This is a genomic window from Corynebacterium intestinale, assembly GCF_023574125.1.
Classification (GTDB): domain Bacteria; phylum Actinomycetota; class Actinomycetes; order Mycobacteriales; family Mycobacteriaceae; genus Corynebacterium; species Corynebacterium hesseae.
The window spans coordinates 130323-155943 of record NZ_JAMKFF010000002.1; the positions used below are offsets into that span (position 1 = coordinate 130323).

The 25621-nt window shown below is 61.8% G+C and carries 20 protein-coding genes, 1 tRNA gene, 1 other RNA gene and 1 pseudogene; 15 read left to right on the forward strand and 8 right to left on the reverse strand.

From position 1 onward, the window contains the following. Positions 1-56: 56 nt before the first annotated feature. The 6 genes from M5J06_RS03605 to M5J06_RS03625 all read left to right on the forward strand — a co-directional run bounded on the left by M5J06_RS03605 (position 57) and on the right by M5J06_RS03625 (position 5277). On the forward strand, positions 57-1628 hold the full coding sequence (locus M5J06_RS03605) for a cation:proton antiporter (RefSeq protein ID WP_250223996.1): 1572 nt from the start codon (positions 57-59) through the stop codon (positions 1626-1628). Positions 1629-1677: 49 nt separating this feature from the next. Beyond that, entirely contained in the window at positions 1678-2013 is a 336-nt protein-coding gene (locus M5J06_RS03610; protein WP_070562439.1) for a hypothetical protein, read from the forward strand. Between the two features lie 284 nt (positions 2014-2297). Next, a complete protein-coding gene (locus tag M5J06_RS03615; RefSeq protein WP_070524538.1) occupies positions 2298-2663 on the forward strand; it encodes a VOC family protein in 366 nt (121 codons plus the stop codon). 209 nt (positions 2664-2872) lie between these two features. Beyond that, on the forward strand, positions 2873-3061 hold the full coding sequence (locus M5J06_RS12440) for an ATP-binding cassette domain-containing protein (protein ID WP_367615190.1): 189 nt from the start codon (positions 2873-2875) through the stop codon (positions 3059-3061). 212 nt (positions 3062-3273) lie between these two features. After that, complete coding sequence (locus M5J06_RS12350) at positions 3274-3531, forward strand: ABC transporter ATP-binding protein (protein ID WP_437177582.1); 258 nt, start codon at positions 3274-3276, stop codon at positions 3529-3531. Positions 3532-3534: 3 nt separating this feature from the next. Beyond that, a complete protein-coding gene (locus tag M5J06_RS03625) occupies positions 3535-5277 on the forward strand; it encodes an FtsX-like permease family protein (protein WP_250223997.1) in 1743 nt (580 codons plus the stop codon). An 84-nt stretch (positions 5278-5361) separates the two neighbouring features. Here the strand turns inward: M5J06_RS03625 and M5J06_RS03630 are convergent. Beyond that, a tRNA-Ser gene (locus tag M5J06_RS03630) sits at positions 5362-5450 on the reverse strand. A gap of 167 nt (positions 5451-5617) precedes the next feature. On the opposite strand from M5J06_RS03630, the gene ffs reads away from it, so the two are divergent. From ffs to recR, 6 genes are all read left to right on the forward strand, one after another. Continuing rightward, positions 5618-5716, forward strand: an RNA gene (ffs, locus tag M5J06_RS03635) — signal recognition particle sRNA small type. Positions 5717-5797: 81 nt separating this feature from the next. Further along, entirely contained in the window at positions 5798-7069 is a 1272-nt protein-coding gene (locus M5J06_RS03640; protein ID WP_250223998.1) for an aspartate aminotransferase type Ic, read from the forward strand. Between the two features lie 85 nt (positions 7070-7154). Next, complete coding sequence (locus M5J06_RS03645; protein WP_250223999.1) at positions 7155-7631, forward strand: suppressor of fused domain protein; 477 nt, start codon at positions 7155-7157, stop codon at positions 7629-7631. Positions 7632-7663: 32 nt separating this feature from the next. After that, positions 7664-10168: a DNA polymerase III subunit gamma and tau gene (locus tag M5J06_RS03650; protein WP_070533809.1), complete on the forward strand. Its 2505-nt coding sequence runs from the start codon at positions 7664-7666 to the stop codon at positions 10166-10168. Between the two features lie 57 nt (positions 10169-10225). Continuing rightward, on the forward strand, positions 10226-10606 hold the full coding sequence (locus M5J06_RS03655; RefSeq protein WP_070524027.1) for a YbaB/EbfC family nucleoid-associated protein: 381 nt from the start codon (positions 10226-10228) through the stop codon (positions 10604-10606). A gap of 114 nt (positions 10607-10720) precedes the next feature. Beyond that, positions 10721-11377, forward strand: a complete 657-nt coding sequence (gene recR / locus M5J06_RS03660; RefSeq protein WP_070624628.1) for a recombination mediator RecR — start codon at positions 10721-10723, stop codon at positions 11375-11377. Positions 11378-11400: 23 nt separating this feature from the next. Here the strand turns inward: recR and M5J06_RS03665 are convergent, their stop codons facing one another. The 5 genes and pseudogenes from M5J06_RS03665 to leuA all read right to left on the reverse strand — a co-directional run bounded on the left by M5J06_RS03665 (position 11401) and on the right by leuA (position 19111). Continuing rightward, the gene (locus M5J06_RS03665; RefSeq protein ID WP_070624627.1) at positions 11401-12180 is read right to left on the reverse strand and encodes a type 1 glutamine amidotransferase; all 780 of its coding nucleotides are present in this window, start codon (positions 12178-12180) and stop codon (positions 11401-11403) included. Continuing rightward, entirely contained in the window at positions 12173-13462 is a 1290-nt protein-coding gene (locus M5J06_RS03670) for a Mur ligase family protein (protein WP_070533804.1), read from the reverse strand. Before M5J06_RS03670 ends, M5J06_RS03665 begins: the two co-directional genes overlap by 8 nt. 372 nt (positions 13463-13834) lie before the next feature. After that, positions 13835-15001 (reverse strand): annotated as a pseudogene (locus M5J06_RS03675) (DNA polymerase III subunit epsilon); the annotation flags it as partial. A 98-nt stretch (positions 15002-15099) separates the two neighbouring features. Further along, on the reverse strand, positions 15100-17022 hold the full coding sequence (locus M5J06_RS03680; RefSeq protein ID WP_250224000.1) for a hypothetical protein: 1923 nt from the start codon (positions 17020-17022) through the stop codon (positions 15100-15102). A 274-nt stretch (positions 17023-17296) separates the two neighbouring features. Then, on the reverse strand, positions 17297-19111 hold the full coding sequence (gene leuA / locus M5J06_RS03685; protein WP_070683134.1) for a 2-isopropylmalate synthase: 1815 nt from the start codon (positions 19109-19111) through the stop codon (positions 17297-17299). A gap of 305 nt (positions 19112-19416) precedes the next feature. Here leuA and M5J06_RS03690 point away from each other — a divergent pair, with 305 nt between their 5' ends. Next, a complete protein-coding gene (locus M5J06_RS03690; protein ID WP_070624622.1) occupies positions 19417-20610 on the forward strand; it encodes a mannosyltransferase family protein in 1194 nt (397 codons plus the stop codon). A 14-nt stretch (positions 20611-20624) separates the two neighbouring features. Here M5J06_RS03690 and M5J06_RS03695 read toward each other — a convergent pair whose 3' ends face one another. Continuing rightward, positions 20625-21497, reverse strand: a complete 873-nt coding sequence (locus tag M5J06_RS03695) for a DMT family transporter (protein ID WP_070561342.1) — start codon at positions 21495-21497, stop codon at positions 20625-20627. A gap of 146 nt (positions 21498-21643) precedes the next feature. On the opposite strand from M5J06_RS03695, the gene M5J06_RS03700 reads away from it, so the two are divergent. Beyond that, positions 21644-22909, forward strand: a complete 1266-nt coding sequence (locus M5J06_RS03700) for an aspartate kinase (protein ID WP_070533793.1) — start codon at positions 21644-21646, stop codon at positions 22907-22909. A 19-nt stretch (positions 22910-22928) separates the two neighbouring features. Then, complete coding sequence (locus M5J06_RS03705; RefSeq protein ID WP_250224001.1) at positions 22929-23966, forward strand: aspartate-semialdehyde dehydrogenase; 1038 nt, start codon at positions 22929-22931, stop codon at positions 23964-23966. A 135-nt stretch (positions 23967-24101) separates the two neighbouring features. Here the strand turns inward: M5J06_RS03705 and M5J06_RS03710 are convergent, their stop codons facing one another. Then, positions 24102-25424: a YkvI family membrane protein gene (locus tag M5J06_RS03710; RefSeq protein ID WP_250224002.1), complete on the reverse strand. Its 1323-nt coding sequence runs from the start codon at positions 25422-25424 to the stop codon at positions 24102-24104. Between the last annotated feature and the right edge of the window lie 197 nt (positions 25425-25621).

The following is a 25621-nucleotide window of genomic DNA, read 5'->3' on the forward strand; positions in this document are numbered from 1 at the left end:
CGTCTGCACAACGGTAGTCTGAGAACAGAAAAACTTAAACGGGGAAAGAAGCGCGTATGGAAGTTTTATTTGTCCTTATTGGCCTGATGCTGTTGACCGTTATTGTCATGGCGGTGGGGGACAAGCTCGGGCTTCCCTGGCCAGCGCTTCTGACCATCCTCACGGCGGTGGCGGTTTCGGTATACGCCACTTTTTCGAATGGCACATTCGAGTTCGCCGTACCCGCCGACCTCATTCTTCCGATCTTCTTGCCGCCATTGCTGTGGGCGCTGGCAAGGAGAACATCGTGGGGTGTTATTCGTGAGCAGTGGATGACCATCCTGGCTCTGTCCGTGCTGCTTGTGGTGGCTACGACCCTTGCGGTGGGATTCACCGCTCGCGCATTCATGCCGGGCTTGGGGCTAGCTGCAGCCATCCTTATCGGCGCCGCGATTGCCCCGCCGGATCCGGTGGCCGTCGAGGCTGTGGCAGAACCTGCCGGTATCCCACGGCGCATCATTTCCGTGCTGCAGATCGAAGGCCTGTTTAATGATGCCGCGTCTATTGTGGCCTTCCACCTCGCCCTGGAAGCCGTGACGAGTTCGGGTGAGATGCACGCCGGGGAAGCGGTGACGCGTTTCCTCTACTCCGCGGCTGTAGCCGCCATCCTCGGGCTCGTCGTGGGGCGCGTGTCTTCGTGGTTCGTCGGCGCGGTTCACGAGGTTGTCGCTCGCAACGCCTTGACGTGGGTGATTCCTTTTGCCGTGTATATCGCTGCGGAGGAGCTCGGCGCCTCCGGTGTCATCGCGGTGGTGATTGCCGCGGTGGAACTGCACTCCCGCGCACCGATTCAAGCGGAGGACCGCCTCTCCGGCCAGTCATTCTGGGAGACCGTCGAGCTGCTTTTCACGGGTGTGGCCTTCGGCCTCATTGGCTTGACCGTGTTCAGTGCCATCGACGCCGCGGGCTCGGACCTCTGGCACGCGGTCATCATCGGCGTCATCCTGTCTGTTGTTGCCTTCCTCGTGCGCTTGGTGTGGATGTACGCCTTCTACCGCATTAATAGGCGCCGCGGGAAGCCACGCCTGGCGCCGCTGCGCCTGCAAGAAGTGCTGCTTATGACGTGGTCTGGCATGCGCGGTTTGGTGACTCTTGCGCTGGTTCTGTCTGTTCCGAGTGGTTTGAGCTTCTACAACGAGTTGACCGTTATCGCCCTCGTGGTGCTGCTCATGACCATGGTGATTCCCGGCCTGTTGCTGCCGTGGCTTATGCGTCAGCTCGACCTCACTACGTATTCGCAGGCAGCCACGGATAAGATGCGCGCGACCATTACCTCCCGCGCGCGTAAAGCCGGTATCGCTGCGATGCGCGCGAAGTATGAGGAACTGGACCCCGACACTGCGGCAAATATCGCCCAATGGTTTGAGGACCGCCTCGGTGAGGACGAGGACGGTGAGGACGCTACAACTCGTCTGCGCATGGCCATCGAGGCCCGTGAGGTGGCCCTCGCGGCACGGCGAACAGCCCTCGCCGGCGCCCAACAAGAGCTGCTGCGCCTGCGCCGCGATAGGGAATTCAACCCGATGATTGTGGACGAAGTGCTTGCCGACGTCGACCGGATGTCCCTCGGCGCAAAGAAACACAGTTGAGGGGGAGTGCTGATCCGTGACTAAGAATGAGGGCGAGAGGAGCGAATCAATGGACGCCTATGAGTACGCCCAGCTGGAAGACGGCCTGGATTACCTCTACGACTTCTTCGACGCTGACTTGGAGGAGCGCGTGCGCGCCGGGCGTGAGCTTCTGCCAGAAGGCATGGAAGCCATCTTGGGCGACCACACCCTGGAAGACTACGTCTGGTTGTGGATCAAAGAACCTGGCCCCCGCGGCTTCCGTCAGTTCTTGCGCGATGGCGGCTATGGCGAGGACGAGGTGAAAGAGGCTTTCCTGCTCGCCCGCACGGAATGGGGAATGAACACCCCGCCGCACGTGGAGTGGCTCAAGGACGACGGTTTCGCGGCCCCCGAGTTCGATTAGGGGCGGTTGACCATGGGCGTTCGATGAGGTGCCCAGCTCGAGTGCCCCCCAGCCGCAAAGGAACCAAAGTACTGACACCTTATGCAAAGATCCGCATGCAATCACCTGGGGTTTTTCATCCTAGGCCCCGCAAATGGTGCCTTTGCTTTGGTTCCTTTGCTTGAGGGCTCCACGTCACCGCATGAAGAATCCAATAGCCTCGATTTCTAATACCGCACACGGGCAAAGGGCATTTGGAATAATCGCAGCTAATCTTTGGCCCAGCGAGAAAGGTTATGCCAATCATGCGATTCGATCATTTGACCATCTTGACCCGCAATATCGAAGCCTCATGGGAGTTCTACCATCAACTTCCAAACTCCGAAGCAAAGCCATTGTCTGCTGAAGAAGGATATTTTGAAGTGTCGTTTGATGGCAGCGTAATTGGCGTATTCGATTCTTCAGTTTTTGCTTCAGCCACTAACACTAGTCCGGCAACCCCCGGCGGAGCAGTAATCCAATTCTCTGTCGAGGACGTCGACGAGTATTGGGGTCAACTTCCAGATTCCTATCGCGAGGCTTCTGCCTCACCCAAGAAAATGCCATGGGGTTCTTATTCCGCCTACATTTCGGATCCAGACGGAAACATTCTGGAGTTCTATACGTGGTGAAATCAGTTTGCTGCTTCGCAGAAATTGGCTTCTGAGAATTCACGGCCGGTTTAAACGATGAAATTGTCGAACGCTTTTTGACAACGCTACGTGAATATCGCAGCACCCGTACTTGGGTAATTGTCACTCACGATAAGCGTGTTCGTGCAATTGCCGATAGTGTTTTGGTGCTCGGGTAGCGTATGACCTCTAACAAGATAGGAATTGTGATGGTTGCAATAGTTTGGAATAAAATCTCTTTTCGATATTCGAAATATGGGCCATATATTTTGCGGGATGCCGCGCTGTCGTTGTCACGGCCTGGTATCTACGAAGTCCGGGGCCCATCGGGAAGCGGTAAATCCACGGTTTTGGATCTGTTAGCCGGTCTGCGCTCACCTAGTGATGCGCTCACCTAGTGAAGGCAGGGTAACCATCGACGGTAAACGGTTCGGAAAAGGTGCGGCCAAGAAGCTAACCTCGTGGCGGGCCACGCACGTCGGGTACGCACCACAGGCACCGACCCTCCTGCCTAGCCTCAGCTGTCGGGAGAACCTCGAGCTGGCAGTTCACGTCGCCGGACGGGGCCTCGACGCCCAGGGGTAGGGAAGAGCTGCTTGGCACGTTGGGCATGCAGCCTTTCGCAGAAGCCCTGCCGGCGGAGCTATCCGGGGGTCAACGCCAGCGCGTTGCGGTGGCCCAGGCACTAGCTTCCCAACCGGACTTGGTGCTCATGGATGAGCCCGTCAGCGCGCTTGATGGAGCGAATGTCACCGTGGTCGAGGACTTATTGCGCCAGTCGGCGAAGCAGGGAGCGATAGTGGTCTATTGCTCCCACCGTGAGCTTTTCGACGGGCAGGCAAAAACGCTGCTGCAGATGGGGGTATAGCTCATGAAGACCATGACTCCCACCGCCGCCTACCGGAGAGAGCTGTCGGTGACGGCGCGCCCCTTCATCGGGGGAATCGTACTGGCTGCGGTAGTAATAGGCACGCTCGTCGGCACCATCCTTTACGTCGCATTCTCGACTGGCGGAAGCAGCGACTTCAAGGCCGGCGTGACGAATATGAGCCTGATTGCGATCATCCCGACATTCGCCGGGGTCCGGTTGGCACATCAGAATTTTATCGCTGACCACCGAAATACCGTGCAAGCGCTGCGGATTCTCGGCATAGGCAGGGCGTTTTTCACCAGGCACCTGCTCCTGCAAGGGGCGTGCCTGGCGCTTCTGGCAAGTGCTTCGGCGGTCGTGTTGGGACGGTTGTTAGCGACGCCGCTTTTCAAGGTGATTCTGCTAGGGCTCAACAAGCAGCTGCCAGATCACTGGGGCTCGCCCATTGACGTTGCCTGGTCGTCACTGTTGGTCTTAGTCCCCCTGTACCTCCTCGGTGTGGGGATTCTCAACGTCGACAAGGTGCTGGCCAAAACCGGGGATCGGGGAGCAGCGACAGTAGGTAAGTCCAAATCCTTGGTGGGGCTGGTTGGCCTAGTTCTCGCAGTGGTCAACATTGCCGCGGGTATCTGGTGCATGGTGACGACTCCGCCAGGGCCTGTCGTGTTGATATTCGTCTTCACCTTGCCGTTCCTCGCTGTCACACTTGCCGGCACCTTCGCCCGAGCGCTAGCTCGCTGGGCAGCTGCAGCGATCAAAAAAGTGAGCGGATGGTCGGCACCCGCGCTAGGTATCCGCTCCTCCGAAACCGTCGGGACGACCTCGAGGGTGGGGCTTGCTACCGCGCTCGTAGCCATTCCGCTGGCAGGCTTCACAGGTGCACAGACCTCGTTATGGGCGGCAAATTACGTAGGCTCCCAGAATTTCCAAACGGTCCCAGTCGTCGTTGGCCAAGATTTTCGCCTACTGGAAGCGCAGGAAGCAGACGGTGTATGTGAGGAGATCGGCGACGACTGCCGTGGGGTGGTCTACTGGCAGCCTTCGGACTTCGAATCCGCGGGGGAGACCTCCGTACCGATGGAGAAGGCGTCTGACTATTCTCTGGCCGGATCGAATGACCACGTGATAGGGCAGCTACTCTCGCCCGCGGCGCCGGTGAAAGCTCACAGCCCCTTCTACCCAGACTTCATGGTGCCGTTCTCCGGTATTTCTAGCGAGTCTCCGGTCAAACCGGAATGGGGGCTTCCCGTGGTCGCAGAATCGGCTAGCGCACCGGATCATCTCCGGGTGGAGTCCGCGCAGGATTGGGTACGGCATGTGGATATGGATAGCCAGATCATGTACGGGCCCCACGGCGACGGAACCGCCGGCTTCGTCCCCACCGCGGCCTACACTCTGCTGGCGATCTGCCTGGTCCTCGCGGTCTCTGTGATGGGCAAGCGGGCCAATTTGCATGCGTTCTTCTCACCACTGCGTCTTCTGGGCCGTACCCAAGGCGCGATCCAGCGAGCAGAGTTCTGGGCAATCCTCTTTCCATACTGTGTTGCCATGCTGACAGCGCTCCTAGTGGGCATCTGGTACACGGTCGCCGTCCATGTCGCAGTCTCGGCGAACCCGGGGGCGCTGCTGCCTTACCTTCCCCCAGGGCTATGGGTGCTCTTTGTCCTCGTCTTCTTAGGCACGAGTGCGACTGCCTTCTTGCCAACACCAGACAAGGACGAGCGTGGCGCAGTTGCGCCCTAGACACTCGCGTGCCGTCAATGATGCGGCTGTTACAGCAGGTAAAGAAGAAGTCCCCCAGATGAAGACATCCAGGGGACTTCCCAATGGCGGAGGATAGGGGATTTGAACCCCTGAGGGATGTGACTCCCGCACGCGTTCCAGGCGTGTGACATAGGCCGCTAGTCGAATCCTCCGCTGGAAAACATTACATGAGCCCCCTAATGAAGCAAAATCGCCAGGTCAGGGCCAAAAACTTAAGAATTTAGTGGCTTGAGGTGGGGAGTGCGCTTGGAAGAGGAGTGGGGAGTTGGGTGGCGGGGGAGCGGTTTGGCGTCGACAAGCAAGGCGCGCTAGGCTAGACCGCAGGATTCCGCGTGGCGTCCATCCTCTGAACTCCCCCAGGGCAGGAATGCAGCAAGGGTCAGGAGGCTCTGGCGGGTGCGCGGGGTCCCCTTTTTGTATGTATGCCTTCACACGGGGGATGTGACGGGGCGTTAGTATGGTTGCCATATGCCCGCACTACGTCCCGGAAGGAAGACGGATGTCTCTTCTTAATCTTGAAAAGTCCGAGCTTGATGAGCTTGCCGCGCAGGTGCGCAAGGACTACGAGGCCCTCAAGGCTGAGGGGTTGGATCTTGACTTGACCCGCGGTAAGCCGTCCAAGGCCCAGCTGGATCTGTCTAATGACCTGCTCGTCCTGCCGGGCCGTGGTCACTACACCGACGCTGCCGGCAATGACCTGCGCAACTACGGCAACCAGAAGGGCATCAAGGAGCTGCGCGATCTGTGGGGCAAGCTCACCAACATGGACCCAGAGCTCCTCGTCGCAGCGGACTCTTCCTCCCTGAACATCATGTATGACCTCATCCTGTGGGCCTACACCTTTGGCACTAACAGCTCTGAGAAGCCGTGGTCCAAGGAAGAGACCATCAAGTGGATCTGCCCCACCCCGGGTTATGACCGCCACTTCGCCATCACGGAATCCTTCGGTTTCGAGCTGATTTCGGTGCCGATGGAAGACGATGGCCCGGACATCGAAGCAGTCGAGGAGCTGGCCAAGGACCCGCAGGTTAAGGGCATGTGGGTTGTGCCGATGTTCTCCAACCCCACGGGTGCCGTCATTTCGGAAGAGAAGACCCGCCGCCTCGCTGCGATGGAGACCGGCGCACCGGACTTCCGCATCGTGTGGGACAACGCTTATGCCGTGCACACGCTGACCGAGGACTTCCCGGAGGTTCTGCCGATTCTGGAGATTGCGGAACAGGAAGGAAACCCGGACCGCTTCTGGGCTATGTCCTCGTCGTCGAAGATCACCTTCGCTGGCTCCGGAGTGAGCTTCTTCGGTTCCTCCGAAGACAACCTCGAGTGGTACCTGGAGCACGCCGGTATCCGCGGCATTGGCCCGAACAAGATCAACCAGCTTGCGCACTACGAGTTCTTCGGTTCCGCCGAAGGCGTGCGCGCGGTTATGCGCCGCCACGCTGCGCTGCTGGCGCCGAAGTTCGAGGCGGTTCTTCGCATCCTGGATAAGAACCTCACCCACCATGAGATTGCGGACTGGACCCACCCCAAGGGCGGCTACTTCATCTCCCTCAACGTGATGGAGGGCACCGCCACCCGCGTGTGGGAGCTGGCCCGTGACGCCGGCATTCTCCTGACCCAGGCTGGTTCGGCGTACCCATACGGCGAGGACGCCAAGGACCACAACATTCGCTTGGCACCGTCCCTGCCGCCGCAGGAAGAAGTCGAGGCAGCAATGGATGGCGTGGCCACCTGCGTGCTGCTCGCCGCAGTAGAGAAGCTGGGGGCATAAGGCAATCAACTCCGACGAGACGGCCTACTGGCTCGACCAGATCATCCCGGCTGACCTCGAGTTCAGAAATGTCGAGGGGCAGCGCTTGGGCTTAGCCTCGCTGGAGGGTGAGCAGTCCCTCGCGGTCACGTGTGGCTTCGCCGATGTCGATACCGGGCTGGCGCATGCCGAGCAGGGGATCGATGTGCGCTGCGAACTGCTCACCGTTGCACGCACCGGCCAACCGGAGGTTGCTGCCGCGGTGAGCGCGGCAGCGGCATTGCTTAAACAAGCCGCAGGGCTGCTGCCCGCGCAGCCGGGCTTGCTCTTGCCCAAGCTTTTTGCGGAGGATGACGAGCGCTTCGCTCATTTCAGCGTGCGCCATGGCATGCTCATCGCCCCATACCTGTGGGGCGGACAGGCCCCGCAGCTGGCGGAAAAGGAGCGCCTGACGCTGGTGTGCCAATTGCTCATGCTAAGCGATGCCGAGTATGCCTACGCCGTTGAGGAAGGCGTGCCGGCGCTGCAACAAGCGGTGGCTGAACAAGGCATCGATCTGCTGGATTGGAAGCGCTCAGAGTGACGTGTCGGGTTGAGACGCTACACTGACTAACCGTGGCTCTTTACCGGAAATATCGTCCAGCAACCTTCGCGGAAGTGGTAGGCCAAGAACAGGTCACCACGCCTTTATCCGCCGCCCTCGACGCAGGGCGCATTAACCATGCGTACCTCTTTTCCGGCCCGCGTGGCTGCGGAAAGACGTCGTCGGCGCGCATCATGGCCCGCTCGCTGAATTGTGAGCAGGGGCCAACCTCAACGCCGTGCGGCGTGTGCGATTCGTGTGTCTCGCTGGCCCCGGGTGGCCCGGGCAACCTCGATGTCACGGAGCTCGACGCCGCCTCCCACAACGGTGTGGAGGATATGCGCGAGTTGCGTGACCGCGCCTACTACGCGCCGGCGGAGTCGCGCTACCGCATCTTCATCATCGATGAGGCCCACATGATTTCTGCCTCCGGTGCGAATGCCTTGCTCAAGGTTGTCGAGGAGCCGCCGGAGCACGTCATCTTCATCTTCGCCACGACGGAGCCGGAGAAGATCATCGGCACCATCCGCTCGCGTACCCACCACTATCCCTTCCGCCTGTTGACCCCGCCGGCGATGAAGGGGCTGCTGGAGCGCACCGTGGCCTCGGAGAACGTCCACGTGGATGACACCGTGTACCCCATGGTCATCCAGGCAGGCGGGGGTTCGCCGCGTGATACGTTGTCCATCCTGGACCAGCTGTTGGCGGGTGCCGGGCCCGATGGCTTGACCTACGAGGTAGCCCGCCCGCTTCTGGGTGTTACGGACGTGGGGTTGCTGGATAACACGGTGGATGCCCTGGCTAACCAGGACAAGGCGGGGCTTTTCCGGCTTGTCGACGATGTCATTGAAGCCGGCCACGAACCTCGCCGCTTTGCCATCGACCTGTTGGATCGCTTGCGGGATCTGATGATCCTGCAAGCCGTGCCCTCAGCATTGGAGGAAGGTCTGGTCTCGGCGCCGACTGATCGCGGGGAAGTCCTTACCGCCCAAGCGCAGCGTTTCTCCGGACCGCAGCTGGCCTACTTGGCGGAAACCGTCAACGAGCGCGTGTCCTCCCTGCGGGGTGCAACGTCCCCGCGCCTACTTCTAGAAATCCTCTGTGCCCACTTGATCGTTGGCTCCGCCCCCGCTGCGGCAGCTGCCGGTCAGGTACCCAGTTCCTTGCCGCAAGGTGCGGGGGCACAGCCTTCCGCACCCGCTGTGCAGGGCTCCGCGCCTGCGCAGCGCCAGCCATCTGCGGTCGCTAGCGCGCAGGATCCCGCTGCCGCCGCCGCGGCTATCATCGCGCAGCGTCGCAGCCGTCAGGCGGCGAAGCAGGAGGCCCAGCAACAGCAACCACAGCAGGCCGAGCGGCCCCAAGAACCAGCCCAGCCTCAAGAGGCGCAGCAACAGGCGCCGCAGCAACAGGAGGCTCAGGAGCAGCAACCTTCAGCCCCCGAGGCCTCGCAGACTCAGGCGCCGGAGCGTCCTGCACAACCGGAAGTGCAGCCTGAGCCGCAGCAGGAGCAGCCGGAACAGCCGCAGCCATCGGAACAGCCTGAACAACAGGAACAGCAACCTGAGCCTGAGCAGCCCCAGGACCTCGCCGCGGAGATTCGCGGGCGATGGTCTGATCTGCGCGCCACGATTGGGCGGCGTAATAAGGTCGCTGAAATCATGCTCGCCGAAGCCCGTGTCCTCGGCGTGCGGGATGAGACTCTCGTCCTTGGACACACCACGGGCGCGTTGGCTGAACGCATCAATTCACCAGGCACCAATGAGGTCATCGTGACTGTCCTCAAGGAAGAGCTCAGCCGAGAACTGAAGGTCACGTGTGTTATCGGTACCGACCCGAAGGCGCACGGTTTCACGGTGCCAGAGCCCACCCAGCGCACCCAGTGGAATCCCAACCAACCGCAACGTGAGGCCGCCGAGCCCGACGAGGAGGCAGAGAGTCCGGCAGCGAAGGAACCCAACAACGCCAGCGATGATCCATGGGGCGCGCCGCGCCAAATCGGGCAGCAGGCTCCGTCGTCTGAAACGACGAAGGAGCAACCCCAGCCCCAGCACGGTGTGCGCGAGAAGGCAGACTCGCGCCCGCCGGCAGAACCACAGCGGTCGGAGGCCGCCCCGCGCGGGGCGGCGGTGCCCCCAAAGAGGGAGGCCCGTGGCAGCCAATGGCGATCACGCATCGCGCAGGCGACCCAGGTCGCAGCCCAACGCGATGAAGAGTTTTCCAAGGTTCCCAAGTTCGGCAACGGCGTTCCGCTGCCGCCGGAGCCGGGCCCGGACGAAGGCGAGTTCGAGGCCCCACCGGAGGAGTACGGCCCGCCGGCGGGGGCGAATGGGGCTTCGGAAAGCGCAGGCCACGCGTCTGTTTCGTCGCAGCAGTCAGCGCCCCAGCATGCGCCCGCACCGCAGCCGGAGTACACCCGCGCGGATGAGGAACGCGAGATGATGGAGGCCGCGCAGAGCGCCGGAGAGATGGACCACCGCAACGCCACGGAGGTCGCCATGGAGCTCCTCGCGCAGGAGTTGGGAGCGCGGCGACTGTAGCGCGGCATCTGTACACTTGGCGCGTAGTGAAAATAACCGCACGAAAGGACTTTTAGCATGACTGAGAACGATCCGATGCAGCAGGCAAATGACATGAACGAGATCCTGGCGCAGGCCGCTCGCGTCCAGGCTGAACTAGAAAAGGCACAGAAGGAAATCCTGGCCGCCACCGTCGAGGGCAGCGCAGGCAATGGCCTGGTGAAGGTCACCATGACCGGTGGCGCTGAGCTGCAGAGCATCTCCATTGATAAGTCCGTGGTGGACCCGGAGGACATCGATACCCTCCAGGACCTCATCGTCGGTGCCTTCAAGGAGGCTCACGCCGCAGCTGGCCGCCTGGCACAGGAGAAGATTGGCCCGCTGTCCCAGGGGATGGGCCAGTCCCAGCAAAACTATGATGGTCCGTCCATCCAGGATGTCTTCGGCGGTAACCAGTAAGCCGCGCGTTAGACTTAAAGGCCGTTGTTGCTCTCTTCACGGAGGGCGGCGCGGCCTTTTGTTGTGTCTCCGGCCGTCAAGGTCGTGGGGATTGTTAAGTGAGGGGAGCATTGCGTGTTTGAAGGACCACTGCAGGATCTCATCGATGAGTTCTCGCGCCTGCCGGGTATTGGCCCGAAGTCAGCGCAACGCATCGCCTTCCACGTTCTGCATCAAGACCCGGAGGAGATCGACCGCCTCCAGAAGGCGCTGGGGGCAGTGCGTGATGGTGTGACTTTCTGCCGCATCTGCTGCAATATTTCGCGCGAGGAAGTCTGCCGCATTTGTATCAATTCGCAGCGCGATGCTTCCACCATCTGCGTGGTGGAAGAACCCAAGGACATCCAGGTCATCGAGCGCACCGGCGAATATAACGGCCGCTACCACGTGCTGGGCGGCGCGCTCGACCCGCTGGCGAACGTGGGCCCGAAAGACCTCAACATCACTCAACTGCTGCAGCGCCTCGGCGGCGTACTACCGGACCGAGAGCTTGCTGATTCCACCCCCGAGGAGCCGCTGTACGACGACTCCCCGGACATCACCGAAGTCATCCTCGCCACCGATCCCAACACCGAAGGCGAGGCCACTGCGGCTTACCTCGTGCGCTTGCTACGAGACTTCCCGGGACTGAAGATCACGCGCCTGGCTTCCGGCATGCCGCTGGGAGGCGACCTTGAGTTTGTCGATGAGCTGACGCTCTCGCGTGCGTTGAGCGGCCGCCTGACGGTCTAGCGGCGCGGTGCCTCCGAGCGCCCCTAGCGTTGCGAGCGCGGCGGCTCCGAGGCGCTAAAGCGCTCGGTGCGCAGCTGATCAATGGCGGGGATGTTCAAGGGCTCGAGTTCGCTGAGTGCGACTCCCATGGCCTTGGCCAGTAGAAGGTCAGCCAGCTGCGGGTTGCGCGCCAAGACGGGGCCGTGCATGTAGGTGGCGATGACGCTGCCCTGTACCGCACCCTCGGCTTCACGCTGGACGGCCTTGTCGGAGAGGTCCAGGATGGCGGCGGTATCTGCGTTACCGGTACCGCGCGTGAGCGTTCCCAGCGGCTGGGCGGCAGGGCCCAGGATGGTGGCACCCATGTGGTTTTCAAAACCGGTGAGTGGCTCGGTGAGCTCAGCGGTGATGCCGGCCTTGGTGGGTTCGGTGGCTACCTCGCCGATGGCGCGCTCGGCCATGGAGGCTGTGGTGGCGTCGATAAGCCCCACGCCATCCACCACGCGGCCGGACGCACGGAAGGATTCGCCGAGTACCTGCAGGCCCGCGCAAATTGCCAGAATCGGGCGACCTGCGGAGGCAGCGCGGGTGAGGCCACCGTCAGCGATGAGGTGCTCCGCGGCGAGAATCTGCGCGGTGTCCTCGCCGCCGCCGAGGGTGTAGACATCAAAGGATTCCGGCACCGGCTCACCCAGCTTGATGGGGACGATCTCTGCCTCGTGGCCGCGCATGCGGGCGCGCTGGCGCAGGACTAGGGCGTTGCCGTCATCGCCGTAGGTGCCCAGGATGTCCGGGAGGATGAGGCCAATCTGCAGGCTAGTCATTCGAGTGCTCCTTTGCTGCTGCGGCGGTGAGTGCCTTCTTCAGATCACGGAAGGCGGTGTAGTTGGCCAAAACCTCGATGCGGCCTTCCGGACAGGATTGAATAGCGGTGAGCGGGTCCGCAATGAGCTCGTGCGAGATATCCGCGTAGACCAAACGCACGGCTAGATCCGTGCCGCGCTCGCCGGCTGCCTTGACAGGGATGCCTTCGAAATCCTCGAAGCGCACGTCCCAGAGCCAGGACATATCAATACCGTCGGCCACGTGGCCGTTAGTGGCGATGACCAAGCCATCGGCGTCACGGTCCACCATGGACAGCGCCTCCTGCCAGCCGGCCGGATTCTTAGCCAAGAGCAGGCGGATCTCGCGCTTGCCCAGCGTGATGGTGGAGTAGCGTCCGGCCACGTCGTTGACGCCTTCGGCAGCGGCGATAGCCTTGTGGCGGTCCACGCCGAAGGCCTCCACGGCAGCAGCGACGGCCTGGGCGGCGTTACCGCGGTTGGCCCGTCCCGGTAGAGCAAGCTTGAGCTTGTCGACGCCCTCCGGGCTCACAATGCCTTCCTCCGTCACCGCCCAGGTGGGGGTGGGGCGGCGGAACTCGCGGCCGTCGGCAAGCACTTTGACCGCGCGCCAGTCCTCACCGTCACGCACAATGTGGCCGCCGGTGCGCGGACAGGTGACGGATTCGCCCATCCAGCCGGCACCCGCGGACACCCAAATGACATTCTTTGCGTCATAGGCCACGGAGGTCATGAGGACGTCATCACAGTTGGCGATGACGAGCATGTCCGGGTGGGCCTCGACGGCGCCGCGCAGGGCGCGCTCAATCTTGTTGATCTCACCGACGCGATCCAGCTGGTCGCGGGAGAGATTCAGCAGCACGAGCGCTGTGGGGTTGAGGTTATCCGCAACGTGGGGGACATGGAGCTCGTCTACTTCTAAGACAAGATGGCTTGCATCTTTGCCAGCTAAGAGCGCGGAGATGATTCCTGCATCCATGTTGTCGCCGCCATCGTTGGTGGCCACGGTGTGCGTAGTGCGCACGGCTGCGGCGAGCATCCGCGTGGTCGTGGACTTGCCGTTGGTTCCGGTGACCAAGACGGCTGGGCGCTGCTTGGCCAGGTTTTGCATGATAGTGGGGTCAATGGCGTTAGCGATGAGCCCGCCGATCATGCCGCCCGCACCGCGGCCCGTGGCGCGCGAGGCGGTGGTGGCCAACGCCGCGGCGGAGGTTGCAACCGCGGTGCGCGCGGAAGAAAACGCGCTTCGGAAGTTAAAATTCATGCTCCCCAGAGTAGTCGGGGGATGCTAGCTATCGGTGTTGTGGGAGCGGTTGTGTCCCGAGTTTTGCTGGTTCTGCTGGTTGCCATTGCTGCGACGGCCGCGTCCGCCGCGGCGGCGACGCCGACGCCCTTTGTTGCCGCCCTTGTTCCGGTTGTTCGAGTTGGAGTCCGACTGAGCAGGCTTGTCGCTTGCGGATCCGTCGGCCGGGGAGCCCTGGTGTTTCTTCTGCCCTTGTCCCTGTTTAGGGGAGTGCTGGGCGTTGGAGGACTTGCGGCGCGAGCGGCGGCGGTTCTTGTTCGTGGAACGATTGCGGTTGGGCTGCCCACTGCTGTGGCGCTTACCCGAATTGCTCGTTGCGCCGGAGGTGGATTGCTCCTCAGGTTCGGTCGGTTCCTCGATACGCTCAAGGGCCGCGAGGAAGGCAACATCGGACATCAGCGGGATGTCCTTGCGGTGAGCATGCATGGGCTTGCCCACGAGGTTGGTGGTGATGTTGCAGACCACGAGGGACGTCTCGCGGGAGAGCTTCTCCGAGTAGTTCAGCTCCTCACGGGCCAACGCCGCGATGATGGTGTCGGGGTCCTCGGTGATCTCCGGGGCAACGACGATCTCCATGCCACGGATGAGTTCCTTGCCGGGCACATAGGGGCCGGGGTTGTGGTGCTGACGGGGAGCTTCGGCAGCGTCGACGCGGACGTGGGAACGCTGTAGCCCAAAGCGATCAGCTCGCAGCTCATCCGGTGCCGCGCTGCTGAGCGGGCCCGCGGCTTGCGCACGGTAGAGGTCCACGAGCAGACGGGTTGCCTCGCGGGAGGTGTCCTTTTCCGGTCGGTGCGCACGGGCGACGCTGGCGGTGGGGTCGGGCGCGGGAAGACCGGTATCCCGCGCGACGGCCGCTAGGCGGATATCGGTGCTCCACACGCTTTGGCGGCGAGCGGTGGCAAGCGTATCCACGATGGTTACTGGGGTGGGAACGTGTCCCACCTTGAAGCGACGGCGCCGGCCTTTACCGCGGTTGCGGTTGCGCGCACGGTTTTGGCGGGCGGCGGCAGTCATCGCGCGGCGCGCTTCGGCGACGATGAAACCCCAGGTATAGGGGGCATCGTGAACGATGAGCGTGCGGCCATCGATGAGCCGATCCAGCGGCTTGAGCAACATGGAAAAGGACTGACCCGCCTGGATTTCCTCAGCGCTCAAGCCGTGAAGATGCCGGGGGCCAGGGTCTTCGCCGGGGTTGAGGACGGCGTGGAACTCTTGGCCGGTTTCACCCGCGGTGTTGAGTGTCAGCGCATCCACGGTAAGCAACCGACCTGTGGAGGGGTGAATGCCAGTGGTCTGGATGGTCAGCGCAACAAAGGGGAAGGCAGCGAGGGCTGCTTCGCGGGCCGACGCCCTATCTTCTTTGCTGTTCTGCTTGTTCTCAGCTGGGTGAGGGCGCGGTCCTGGTTTCGGGGCGCTGGATTGTGGCGACGCCGCGGCCGGCGTCTCTGCTGCGCTGAGCTGCGCTGCAGGTTCGGTGGGGCCGGGTGTCGTAGTCATTGTTCACAGTTTAGTACCCAACCGCGAGGAAGCTGGAAAGGGCACACGTGAAGCTGCCGTATCCCCCGAATTGGCAGCGAGGCAGGGCGTGTTGCGGACTAGTCGGTCTCGATGATGATGACCCAGCCGTCGTGGTCTGGCGTGGGCTCGGGAGTCGGTTCGGGCTCACGGCTCGGCTCAGGAGTGCGGTCCGGTGTGGGCTCAGAAGTCTGTTCCGGCTTCGGCGTGGTGCTGGGCTTAGGTGTGGTGCTCGGCTTGGGCGAAGTGCTCGGCTTAGACGAGGTGCTGGGCTTAGTCGTGGTGCTTGGTTGAGACGAGGTGCTCGGCTTGGGCTGCTGAGTCTTTGTCGTGGTTGGCGTAGCAGTCGTGGAGGCAGCGGGCTTGGAGGTCGTCGGCGCAGGAGTAGTCGACTCCGCTGGCTTAGTCGTGGGCGGAGTGCTGACAGGTGTGGTGGTGCGGGACGTTGGCTTCGTCGTAGCAGTCGTCTTCGACGCCGAAGTTGATGAGGTCGGTGTCGTCGAAGAAGTTGGGGTCGCTGAAGGCGATGACGTCGGCACGCTCCGCGTGGAGCTAGGTGCGCTCGTAGTTGTGGTGGTGGAGGTGGAATCCTCCTGGCGGGGTCGTGACGTGCGCGACGTGGACTCTTCTGCGGCTTCGGTTTCCCGCGGTGCTGGCGGTGTGACTTCAGCGTGGTGCGTGTTGCGCGGGGAAGGGATTGCCTCCTCGGGCGTGACGAGCTCTGCACGTTGCGTGGGCTCAGCCAGCTTAATCGGCTCCGTCGGCTCAGACAGTTCTGTCGGCTCCACCGGAGTCGAGGAAGTGGTTCGGTCGAGGACGCGTGGTGCTACCGAGCGCCCCTGGTTATCGGGGCGGTGGGCGCCTGCAGCCGTGTCCTCGGTTGCGTCAGCTTCGCTGGAAAGCGCGGCGTCAGCTTCTGCATTATTGGCCGGGCTGGGGGCAAGGAGCGAAGTGGTGTGCTCCTCTAAAGCCGAGTCAGCAACCTGATTGGGGGCGGAGTGAAGTGCGTGCACAGAGGATACGAAGCTAGCGGTTCCGCCGATGATGACGGCAACGCTTGCCGCGCACACCAGCTTGACACCAGTACTAGCAGCGGCGATCTTTGAGCCAACTGTTGCGGCGGTCCCGAAGGATTTCAAGGAGAGGACTTGTGCGCCCTGTGTGGCAGCGGAACTTGCGGTGTGTGCCGTGCCCGTTGCCTGGAACCCGCCTACCGGAGCGGTTGCTGCATGAGCCCTATCGGTGTTTGTGGCCGTCGCGGCAACCGCGCCAGCGGCGGCAGCGATGACGCCGGCGGCCCCCACGGCGACGTGAGCGTCTGGTGTTCCTTCTTCGGAGTAGACGGTCAGGGCTGGGGATTTATCATCCGGTGTGAAGTAGGCGCGCGCAATGGCAATGAGACCCTCGTGCTTGAATCCAGCGATGGTATCGCTCAGCCACGTGGCCTGATCGCGCGGAACGGTGGCGATGAGCTTGTCATCGAGATGAATCTCGATGGCGCGGCGGAAGAAGCGCCGGCTGTTGGTCAAGCGTACGAGTAGATGCGCAGGGTGCTTCGGCAGGGAACGGGTGGGAGCCGAAAAGTCAGTGATGCGAAGGGCGCGGTCGCCGTCGAGCATGCCCCATCGCTGAGCCGGGGGAACATTGATCGGGACGCACAGGCCTGGCTCCGGGAGGAGAACCTCGAATACCGGAACGGTTTCTTCCACCGCGTCCTCGCGGAGCGAAATTTCTGCAGTGGCCTGTGGGGTCAAACCCGCGCTAATGATCCAATCCAATTCCGTGTAATCGGCGGATTGGGAAGCGGGGATGACGCCAACGATGTCATCTTCATACCGGACGCGGAAGCCGGAGCTTGAGTGCCCACACAGGGTGACGTTGAGGTGGTTGTTATCCGCCAGGGAGAGCAGTTGCAGGAACATCTCCGGGTTAACGGCGTCAACCGTGAGGCGGCGAGGTTCACCAAACCCAGAGTGGGGGACCACGTAGTTAGTGACCGTCATAGTGTTCGCCTTCGCCTGCCGAACTGCAACAAATGCGCGCAGTTGCAAAACTGAGCGCAGTAGGGAATGCCGAAGTTCGGGCTGAAATTCTTATTGGGTGCACAAGGTATTCAATGCCTTTGTGCAATTGTGTCGCGTATTTATTCTATAGCTCTCCGTGCTGGCCTACAACAATGTGTAGCCAGCGCGATGTTACGGTCAGTAGCTTTAGCGAGGAGGAGGCGCGCGGACCAGCTCGCCTCCTCCTTGCGTCGCCCTGTGCCGTGGCGGCGGATTAGTCCGCGCGATTGACCGCTGAAGTAATGGCGTTGATGGACGCACGGGTGGTGGATCCGGCGATGCCGGCACCCCACACTTGTGCGCCATTGACTTCGGCGGCGATGTAGCAGGCGGCTTCGGCATCGTCGCCGGCCGTACGGGACTGCTGGGAATAGTCGATGACCTCGAAGTCGATCCCGACGTCTTCCAGCGCGTTGGCGTATGCGGCGATGGGGCCGTTACCCATGCCGGAGACAATGCGCTTCTCGCCGTTAAAGACGATGGTTGCGGTGACCTTGGCGTCTTCATCCTCCGTGGTTGAGTTATCAACTTGGAAGGTGACGAGCTCCAGCGGGGAGGTGCGCTCTAAGAACTCGTTGGCAAAGATATCCCACATGTTCTTGGAGTTGACTTCGCCACCTTCGGCGTCGGTCACCGCCTGCACGACGGAGGAGAACTCCGCTTGCATGGCGCGCGGCATATTGATGCCATGATCGGTCTTCATGATGTAGGCTACGCCGCCCTTGCCGGACTGCGAGTTGACGCGGATGACCGCCTGGTAATCGCGGCCGACGTCCTTCGGATCGATGGGCAGGTAGGGAACTTCCCAGGTGGTTTCCTGCAGTTCTTCCCACGACACCTCGGTGTTGTTCGCGCCTGGGCGCACCTCCTGCGCCAGGGCGTCCAGGCCCTTGTTGATGGCATCCTGGTGTGAACCGGAGAAGGCGGTAAATACCAGCTCGCCGCCGTAGGGGTGACGCTCCGGCACGCGCAGCTGGTTGCAATACTCCACCGTCTCGCGGATCTTAGGCAGATCGGAGAAGTCAATCTGCGGGTCCACGCCCTGGGTCAGCATGTTCAGGCCCAGGGTAATGATGTCCACGTTGCCGGTGCGCTCACCGTTGCCAAACAGGCAGCCTTCGATGCGGTCCGCCCCGGCCATGTAACCCAGCTCGGCGGCGGCGATTCCCTCGCCGCGGTCATTGTGCGGGTGCAGCGACATGATGATGGAGTCTCGCTTCGCAAAATTGCGGTGCATCCACTCGATCTGGTCGGCGTAGACGTTGGGGCTGATCATCTCCACCGTGGAGGGCAGGTTGATGATCATGGGGTTCTCCGGAGTTGCCTCCATGATGTCAACAACGGCATCGCAGACCTCGACGGCGAAGTCCAGTTCGGTGCCCGTAAAGGATTCCGGCGAGTACTCCCAGCGCCAGTTGGTATCGGGGTAATCCTTGGCAATGCCCTTGATGAGCTCCGCGGCGTCCGTGGCCAGCTTCTTAATGGCCGGGCGGTCCTTGCGGAAGACCACGCGGCGCTGCAGCTTCGAGGTGGAATTGTAGAAGTGAACGATGACGTTCTTGGCGCCCTGGCAAGCCTCAAAAGTACGGCGGATCAGGTGCTCACGGGCCTGGACCAGGACTTGGATGGTGACGTCATCCGGGATCTTATTGCCCTCGATGATTTCGCGAACAAAGTTGAAATCCGTCTGGGAGGCGGACGGGAAGCCTACCTCAATCTCCTTGTAGCCCATCTTGACCAGCAGATCGAACATGCGGTGCTTGCGCTCAGGGCTCATTGGATCGATGAGAGCCTGGTTGCCGTCGCGCAGGTCCACGGCGCACCACTGTGGCGCCACGGTGATTTTCTTGTCTGGCCACGTGCGGTCAGGCAGCGAGACCGGTTCTACCTCTTCGGCGAAGCTCTGGTAGCGGTTTACTGGCATCGAGGAACCGCGCTGCTTGTTCCACGCGGGCTGGTTTTCGTTGCGCGGGCCAGCCGGGGTGGTGATTTCGCGGGGAGCGGAGATGAAAGAATCGTTGGGGGACATGGTGGTTGTTCTCTTCCTTGTCTGGGGCCTATGGGTCTGGGGCCAAAGGCGTTTTACTGTGCTGCGCTATTTATGGTGCGCAGCTTCGGCGTGAATCGTGGGGGACGGCCAGCTGCGGTGTGTTGGCATCACCGCGCTCCGCGGCGGGGCGCTGGCCGTGAAGCTAGAAACCTAAAACCCGCCGCGGCTACTAAGGAGGAGAGTGTGCCGCAAAGTCATGTGAGCCACACTACAGCCCTTCTCATTCTATGGCAACCGATTTCACATATTGGGATGTGTGATGTGGGTGGCTAGGATGATGTGGCGTGCATGAAGAAAACTCGACGAAGACTACTCAGGATCCGGGGGAAGAGCCCACGGCGGATAGCGGGCGCGCGGCAGATGCCTCCCCTGCTGGCACGCACAGGGCGCTGTCACTGGTGTCGCTCGCCACGTTGGTCGCGGTTGTTGGAACCGCGGTGCGCATTGCCGTTCTGAACGTCATCGCCGCCGTCAATGACCAGGAGCTGTGGGATCAGCTCACGTCTTGGGATTCCAAGTACTACCTGGAAATTGCTCGGGTGGGATATTTTGACGCGGATATCCACACTGATGGCCCTGTCTATGAGACGACAATGGCCTTCTTCCCGGGCTTTCCCATGCTGTTGCGGGTCCTGGGATGGACCGGGATCAGCCTCGAGGTAGCCGCGCTCATCGTTAACACCCTCCTCACCGTGGCCATGGCCGCCGGCGTTATGGTCTTGGCGCAGCGCTTGGGGGCGGGGCGCCGTGGGCAATGCGCCGCTGCCATCGTGGTGAGCAGCGCTCCGATGTCCATCGTGTTCTCGATGCCTTATACCGAAGCCCTCTTCGGGGCCCTCCTGGTGTGGGGGCTCGTCGCGCTGGATGATCGCGCCTGGTGGCGCGCGGCGGCGTTCGGTTTTGCCTTATCGTTTGTGCGGCTGACCTCCGTGGACTTCCTTGCTGTCTTTGCCTTGTGGGTGCTCATCTATGGGCGGCGCTCGTGGCAGGCCTGGCTCAGCCTCATCGTGGCGGCACTTCCGCTGCCAGCGTATTTATTGTGGGCGCAGCGCTACCTCGCAGAAGCCGGCGGCTACTTTGGCATCCAGACCGAGCACTGGCATTCCACCTTCGACTGGGGTGCTGCCACCGTACGGTTCGTATGGGAAGTCCTGACGGAGAAGAACGATGTGGGCTACCTGCTTAGCGTTCTGGTGATCCTGGGCGTCCCCGTGCTGCTGGTGGCGGCGTGGGGAAGGCTGAATCCGGTGGCGTGGTGGTTTAGTGCCGCGCTGTGTGCGAATGTGCTGCTTTCCGACGGCATCATGCACTCGCGTCCCCGCCTCCTCCTACCCGCGATTATCTTGGCGCTTCCCTGGGCCGTGCGCGCGGCTGAGGCGCTGCGACCCCGCGAGCTCTGGCTCGCATGTAGCGCCTGGGTCCTGTGGTCGGCGTGGTTCTCCGCTTATATGCTGGTGGTCTTTGAGTGGGCCATCTAGCGCGGAAGCTAGTCCTAGCGCGGGCTTTGCTCCGCGCGCTGAGCGCTTCCCGGGTTGACCGGCACGCGGGATAGGACGATTGTGGCAACGATCATGATGATGAGCGAAACCCCCATCACGCACCAACCCGCAACGCTACTGACCTGGAATTTTTCGCCCAAGACCCAGTAGCCCAAACCGAAGGCCACGATGGGCTCCATGATGGTCATCGCAGGCAAAGAGTGCGCAAGCGCGCCAGCGTGGAAGGAATATTGCTGGATCACCGTTCCGGCAGCCGCCAGCCCAATGAGCACGTACAGCTCCCAGCTGGCCAGCAAGGCTGTGATGCCCTCGTGGGAGAGGACGTCCACCACTGCCTTGGCTACGAGCGCCACGTAGCCATACAGGATGCCGCACGCGCTCCCGAGCGCTAGGGCGGACTCCTCCGGCCGGTTATAGGCCGCCACGAACAGAGCGGTGAGGGCAAGCGCGCCGAGGGCGAAGGCGGGCCACCATTGGGACCAGGTGGGCGTCGTCAAGCCTGCGGTGGGGCGCCCATAGACCACCATGATGCTCACCGCGATGGTCAGCGTGAGGCACCAGAACACCTCCCGTGCCGGCATCGGCCGCCGGGAATACCAGGCGGCGAGCGGCAGCGTGAACATGAGGGACAGGATGAGGATTGGCTGCACGATGAGCAGCGTGCCGAAGTGGAGAGCGACGAGCTGTAGCGCGTAGGCAATAACGGCGGCGCTGGTCCCCACCCACCACAAGGGAGTCCGAATAGCGGTGCGCATGACGCTCCTGGAGCTAGCGTCCAACACGATGCGGTGGCGTATGACTGTGCCCCAGGCCACGACTAGCGCGGAGGCCAGTGCAAAAGTAATGGCAACCAGGTTTGAAAGCATCGTTTCTACCCTACCTGGAATTAATATCCAGCACGTGTTTCGATGGGAACCAAAGGGCGGTAGTCTAAAGGAGTTGACTGCCGGTCTATAGGTATTGGGCGGTGAACAGGTAATGGCCCTCACAAACAGGAAAGGTGGGACCGTCAGTGGCCCTAGTCGTACAGAAATACGGGGGATCCTCCCTCGAAAGCGCAGAGCGCATTCGCGCGGTGGCGGAGCGCATTGTGGCGACGAAGAAGCAGGGCAACGACGTCGTTGTTGTGTGCTCCGCCATGGGAGATACCACCGATAACCTGCTTGATCTTGCAGCGCAGGTCAACCCCGTCCCGCCGCAGCGTGAGATGGACATGCTGTTGACCGCCGGCGAGCGCATCTCCAACGCACTCGTTGCCATGGCCGTGGAGTCCCTTGGTGCCAAGGCTCAGTCCTTCACTGGTTCCCAGGCCGGCGTGCTCACCACCGAGCGCCACGGAAACGCCCGCATCGTCGACGTCACCCCGGGCCGTCTAACCGAAGCCTTGGAGAAAGGCCGGATCTGCATCGTTGCGGGTTTCCAGGGCGTGAACAAGGAATCGCGTGATGTGACCACCCTCGGCCGCGGCGGCTCGGACACCACCGCGGTGGCGCTGGCGGCAGCGCTCAAGGCCGATGTGTGTGAGATTTACTCCGATGTCGACGGCGTTTATACCGCCGACCCACGCATCGTCCACAACGCCCAGAAACTCGACCAGCTGTCCTTCGAGGAGATGCTGGAGATGGCAGCTGTGGGCTCCAAGATTCTGGTCCTGCGCAGTGTCGAGTACGCCCGCGCGTTCAACGTTCCCCTTCGAGTCCGCTCATCTTATTCAAACGACCCCGGCACGCTCATCGCCGGTTCAATGGAGGATATCCCCGTGGAAGAAGCAGTACTTACTGGTATCGCAACCGACCGTTCCGAGGCTAAGGTCACCGTCCTGGGCATACCGGACCGCCCGGGTGAGGCGGCCAAGTTGTTCCGCGCCATCGCGGACGCCGAGATCAACATCGACATGGTCCTGCAAAACGTCTCCTCGCTGGACTCCGGTACCACCGACATCACCTTCACCTGCCCGCGCGCGGATGGCCCAAAGGCCATGGAGATCCTGGCCAAGCTCAAGGAGGAGGGGCACTGGACCAACGTGCTTTACGACGACCAGGTGGGCAAGGTCTCCCTCGTCGGTGCCGGCATGAAGTCCCACCCGGGCGTTACCGCAGATTTCACGGAGGCATTGCGTGACGCCGGGGTCAACATGGAGCTCATTTCAACCTCCGAAATCCGAATTTCCGTGCTTACCCGCGAGGCCGATCTGGAGAAGGCCGCCGTGGCCCTGCACGATAAGTTCCAGCTGGGTGGCGAGGAAGAGGCCACCGTTTATGCTGGTACCGGACGCTAAAAATTAAGGAGTAAAGGTCATGACCACTGTTGCAGTTGTAGGCGCTACCGGGCAGGTTGGCCGCGTGATGCGCACCCTCTTGGAGGAGCGCAACTTCCCGGCCGATACGGTCCGCTTCTTTGCCTCCGCACGCTCAGCAGGCCAGGAGCTCACCTTCCGCGAGGACAAGGTCGTCGTGGAAGATTTGGCAGAGCAGACTGTGGAGAGCCTTGCAGGAATCGACATCGCCGTGTTCTCCTCCGGCGGTTCGACGTCCAAGCAGTACGCACCGCTCTTCGCCGAGGCCGGCGCCACCGTGGTGGATAACTCTTCTGCGTGGCGCCGGGATCCGGACGTGCCGCTCATCGTGTCAGAGGTGAACCCGCAGGATAAGGACAACGTCACCAAGGGCATCATCGCCAACCCGAACTGCACAACCATGGCGATCATGCCGGTGACGAAGGCGCTTCACGACGCCGCCGGTCTCACCACCATGCGCGTCGCCTCCTACCAGGCCGTGTCCGGTTCCGGATTGGCCGGCGTGGAAACCTTGGTCAAGCAGGTGGCCTCAATCGGTGACCGCAACGTTGAGCTCGTCCACGACGGCTCTGCGCTTGAGGTCTCCGAGGAGGATTTGGGCCCCTATGTCGCTCCGATTGCGTATAACGCGCTGCCGTTGGCGGGCAACCTCGTGGATGACGGAACCGAAGAGACCGACGAGGAACAGAAGCTGCGCAACGAGTCCCGCAAGATTCTGGGCATCTCAGAGCTGAAGGTGTCCGGCACGTGCGTGCGCATCCCGGTGTTTACTGGCCACACCATGGTCGTACACGCGGAGTTTGAGAAGCCGATTACCCCGGAGCAGGCCCGCGAGGTGCTCTCGGCCGCGCCGGGTGTCAAGGTCGTCGATGTGCCGACGCCCCTGGCGGCAGCCGGCATCGACCTTTCCTTGGTCGGGCGCATCCGCCAGGACCAGACGGTCGAGGACAACAAGGGCCTCGTCTTCGTCGTGTCTGGCGATAACCTGCGCAAGGGCGCAGCGCTCAACGCTATTCAGATTGCGGAGTTGCTGGTCTAGCGTGTGGCGCACGACAGTGCCGCACTGTTCTCCTCAATAAAAGAAGTCCGCCGCCAGAGTGAATTCTGGGGCGGACTTCTTTTATTCGCTTTTATGTATAGCGGGACGCGCGGCCCGCTACACATGCGGGAAACGCTAGTCCTTCGGGACCTCGGGCTTGGTGTGCTCCACGAAGGTCACGGAGGGGTCTGGATCTTCGCGGTCGTATTCAATCTCATCGTCGGCTTCGAGTTCCTCGTGGATTTCCTCGGCGACGACTTCGACGAACTCCTCCGTTTTCATGTTGGAGGCAGCGGCAAGCTTACGCAGTTCGCGCTCGTTCTTCTTGGTGAAGTGCTCGCGCGGGTCGAGGCGGCGCTTGACCAAGGTGCGGGCGCGCACGCGGCGGTCAGACTCGGAGGTGATCTTGTCACGCTGGGTAATCCAGCTGATGACCATGACTGCAATCATGAGCAGGCCAATCCAACCCAGAATCGGGTAAACGCTGGATACTAGTTGCTTGAAGCCGACGAAGGAAAGGATAAAGCCCACGACACAGGCGCCCGCGTAGACGGGGTAGAAGAGCTTCGGCTTCTTGCGGGTTAGGCGTTTGCCCATGGCATAGAACATGCCGATGGCGGTGTTAAAGACCATGCCGTAGATGATGAAGGTCATGAAGTAACCCAGGATCGGGTTCACGTTGTTGATCAACGTGAGCACCGGAAGATCCTGATGGTATACGTCCGGCGCCACCATGTAGAGGGAGACCACGAGCAGGGCGAGCAGGAGCAGGTAGAAGAAGCCGCCGATGAGGCCACCAACGCCCACTGCGCGGTTATCCAGGATGTTGCCGCCGATGACGATGGACATAGACACCGCGCACATGACATTCAGACCGGTGTAGTTCAACGCGGCCAGCCACCAGTTGCTCAGAGGGCTTTCGACGTCGTTGACCGCGAAGTCATTGGCGCTGGACCAGTCAACATCGGTCACGATGATGGTGTAGCCGGTGGCCAGGACGACGAAGATAATGATGAAGGGGGTAATCGCACCGATAACGGAGCTCACCTTGTCCACGTCGAGGAGGCCCACCAGGAGCACCAGAACGAGCATAATGGCGCCGCCTACCCAGACGGGGACGCTCTCGAACTGCTGGTTGAGGGTGGAACCGCCACCGGCGAACATGACGAAGCCGATGGAGAACAACGTGGCTAGGGTGCCCCAGTCCAGCACTCGGGAGACGATGGGGCCACTAATCTTGTCGTAGACGGCCGTGTGCTCGTCCGCTTGGAAGTAGGAGCCGAGCTGCAAAATGGCTACACCAGTAATGATCATGAGGGCGGAGGCGAGGAGTACACCCCACAGTCCCATGTTTCCGAAAGCCACGAAGTACTGGATTGCTTCCTGTCCGGAGGCAAAGCCGGCGCCGACGACGACACCAATGAAGGCCATGGAAATGGCCACTGCGCGTTTCCACATAAGGTAAAGAGGTCTCTCAATCTCACACGCGCCGGGGAATGTCATCACAACCCAAGGTGTGGTGCGGGCAATCGGGAAAGCCTCGCGGGCCCGGTTCGACTATCGATTTATCACGTGTGCCTCGAAAAAGATTAGGTGTGGTCGATAGGTATTTTCCAGCTGACACTACGATTTCTCACTGAGCTGGCGCCGGACGG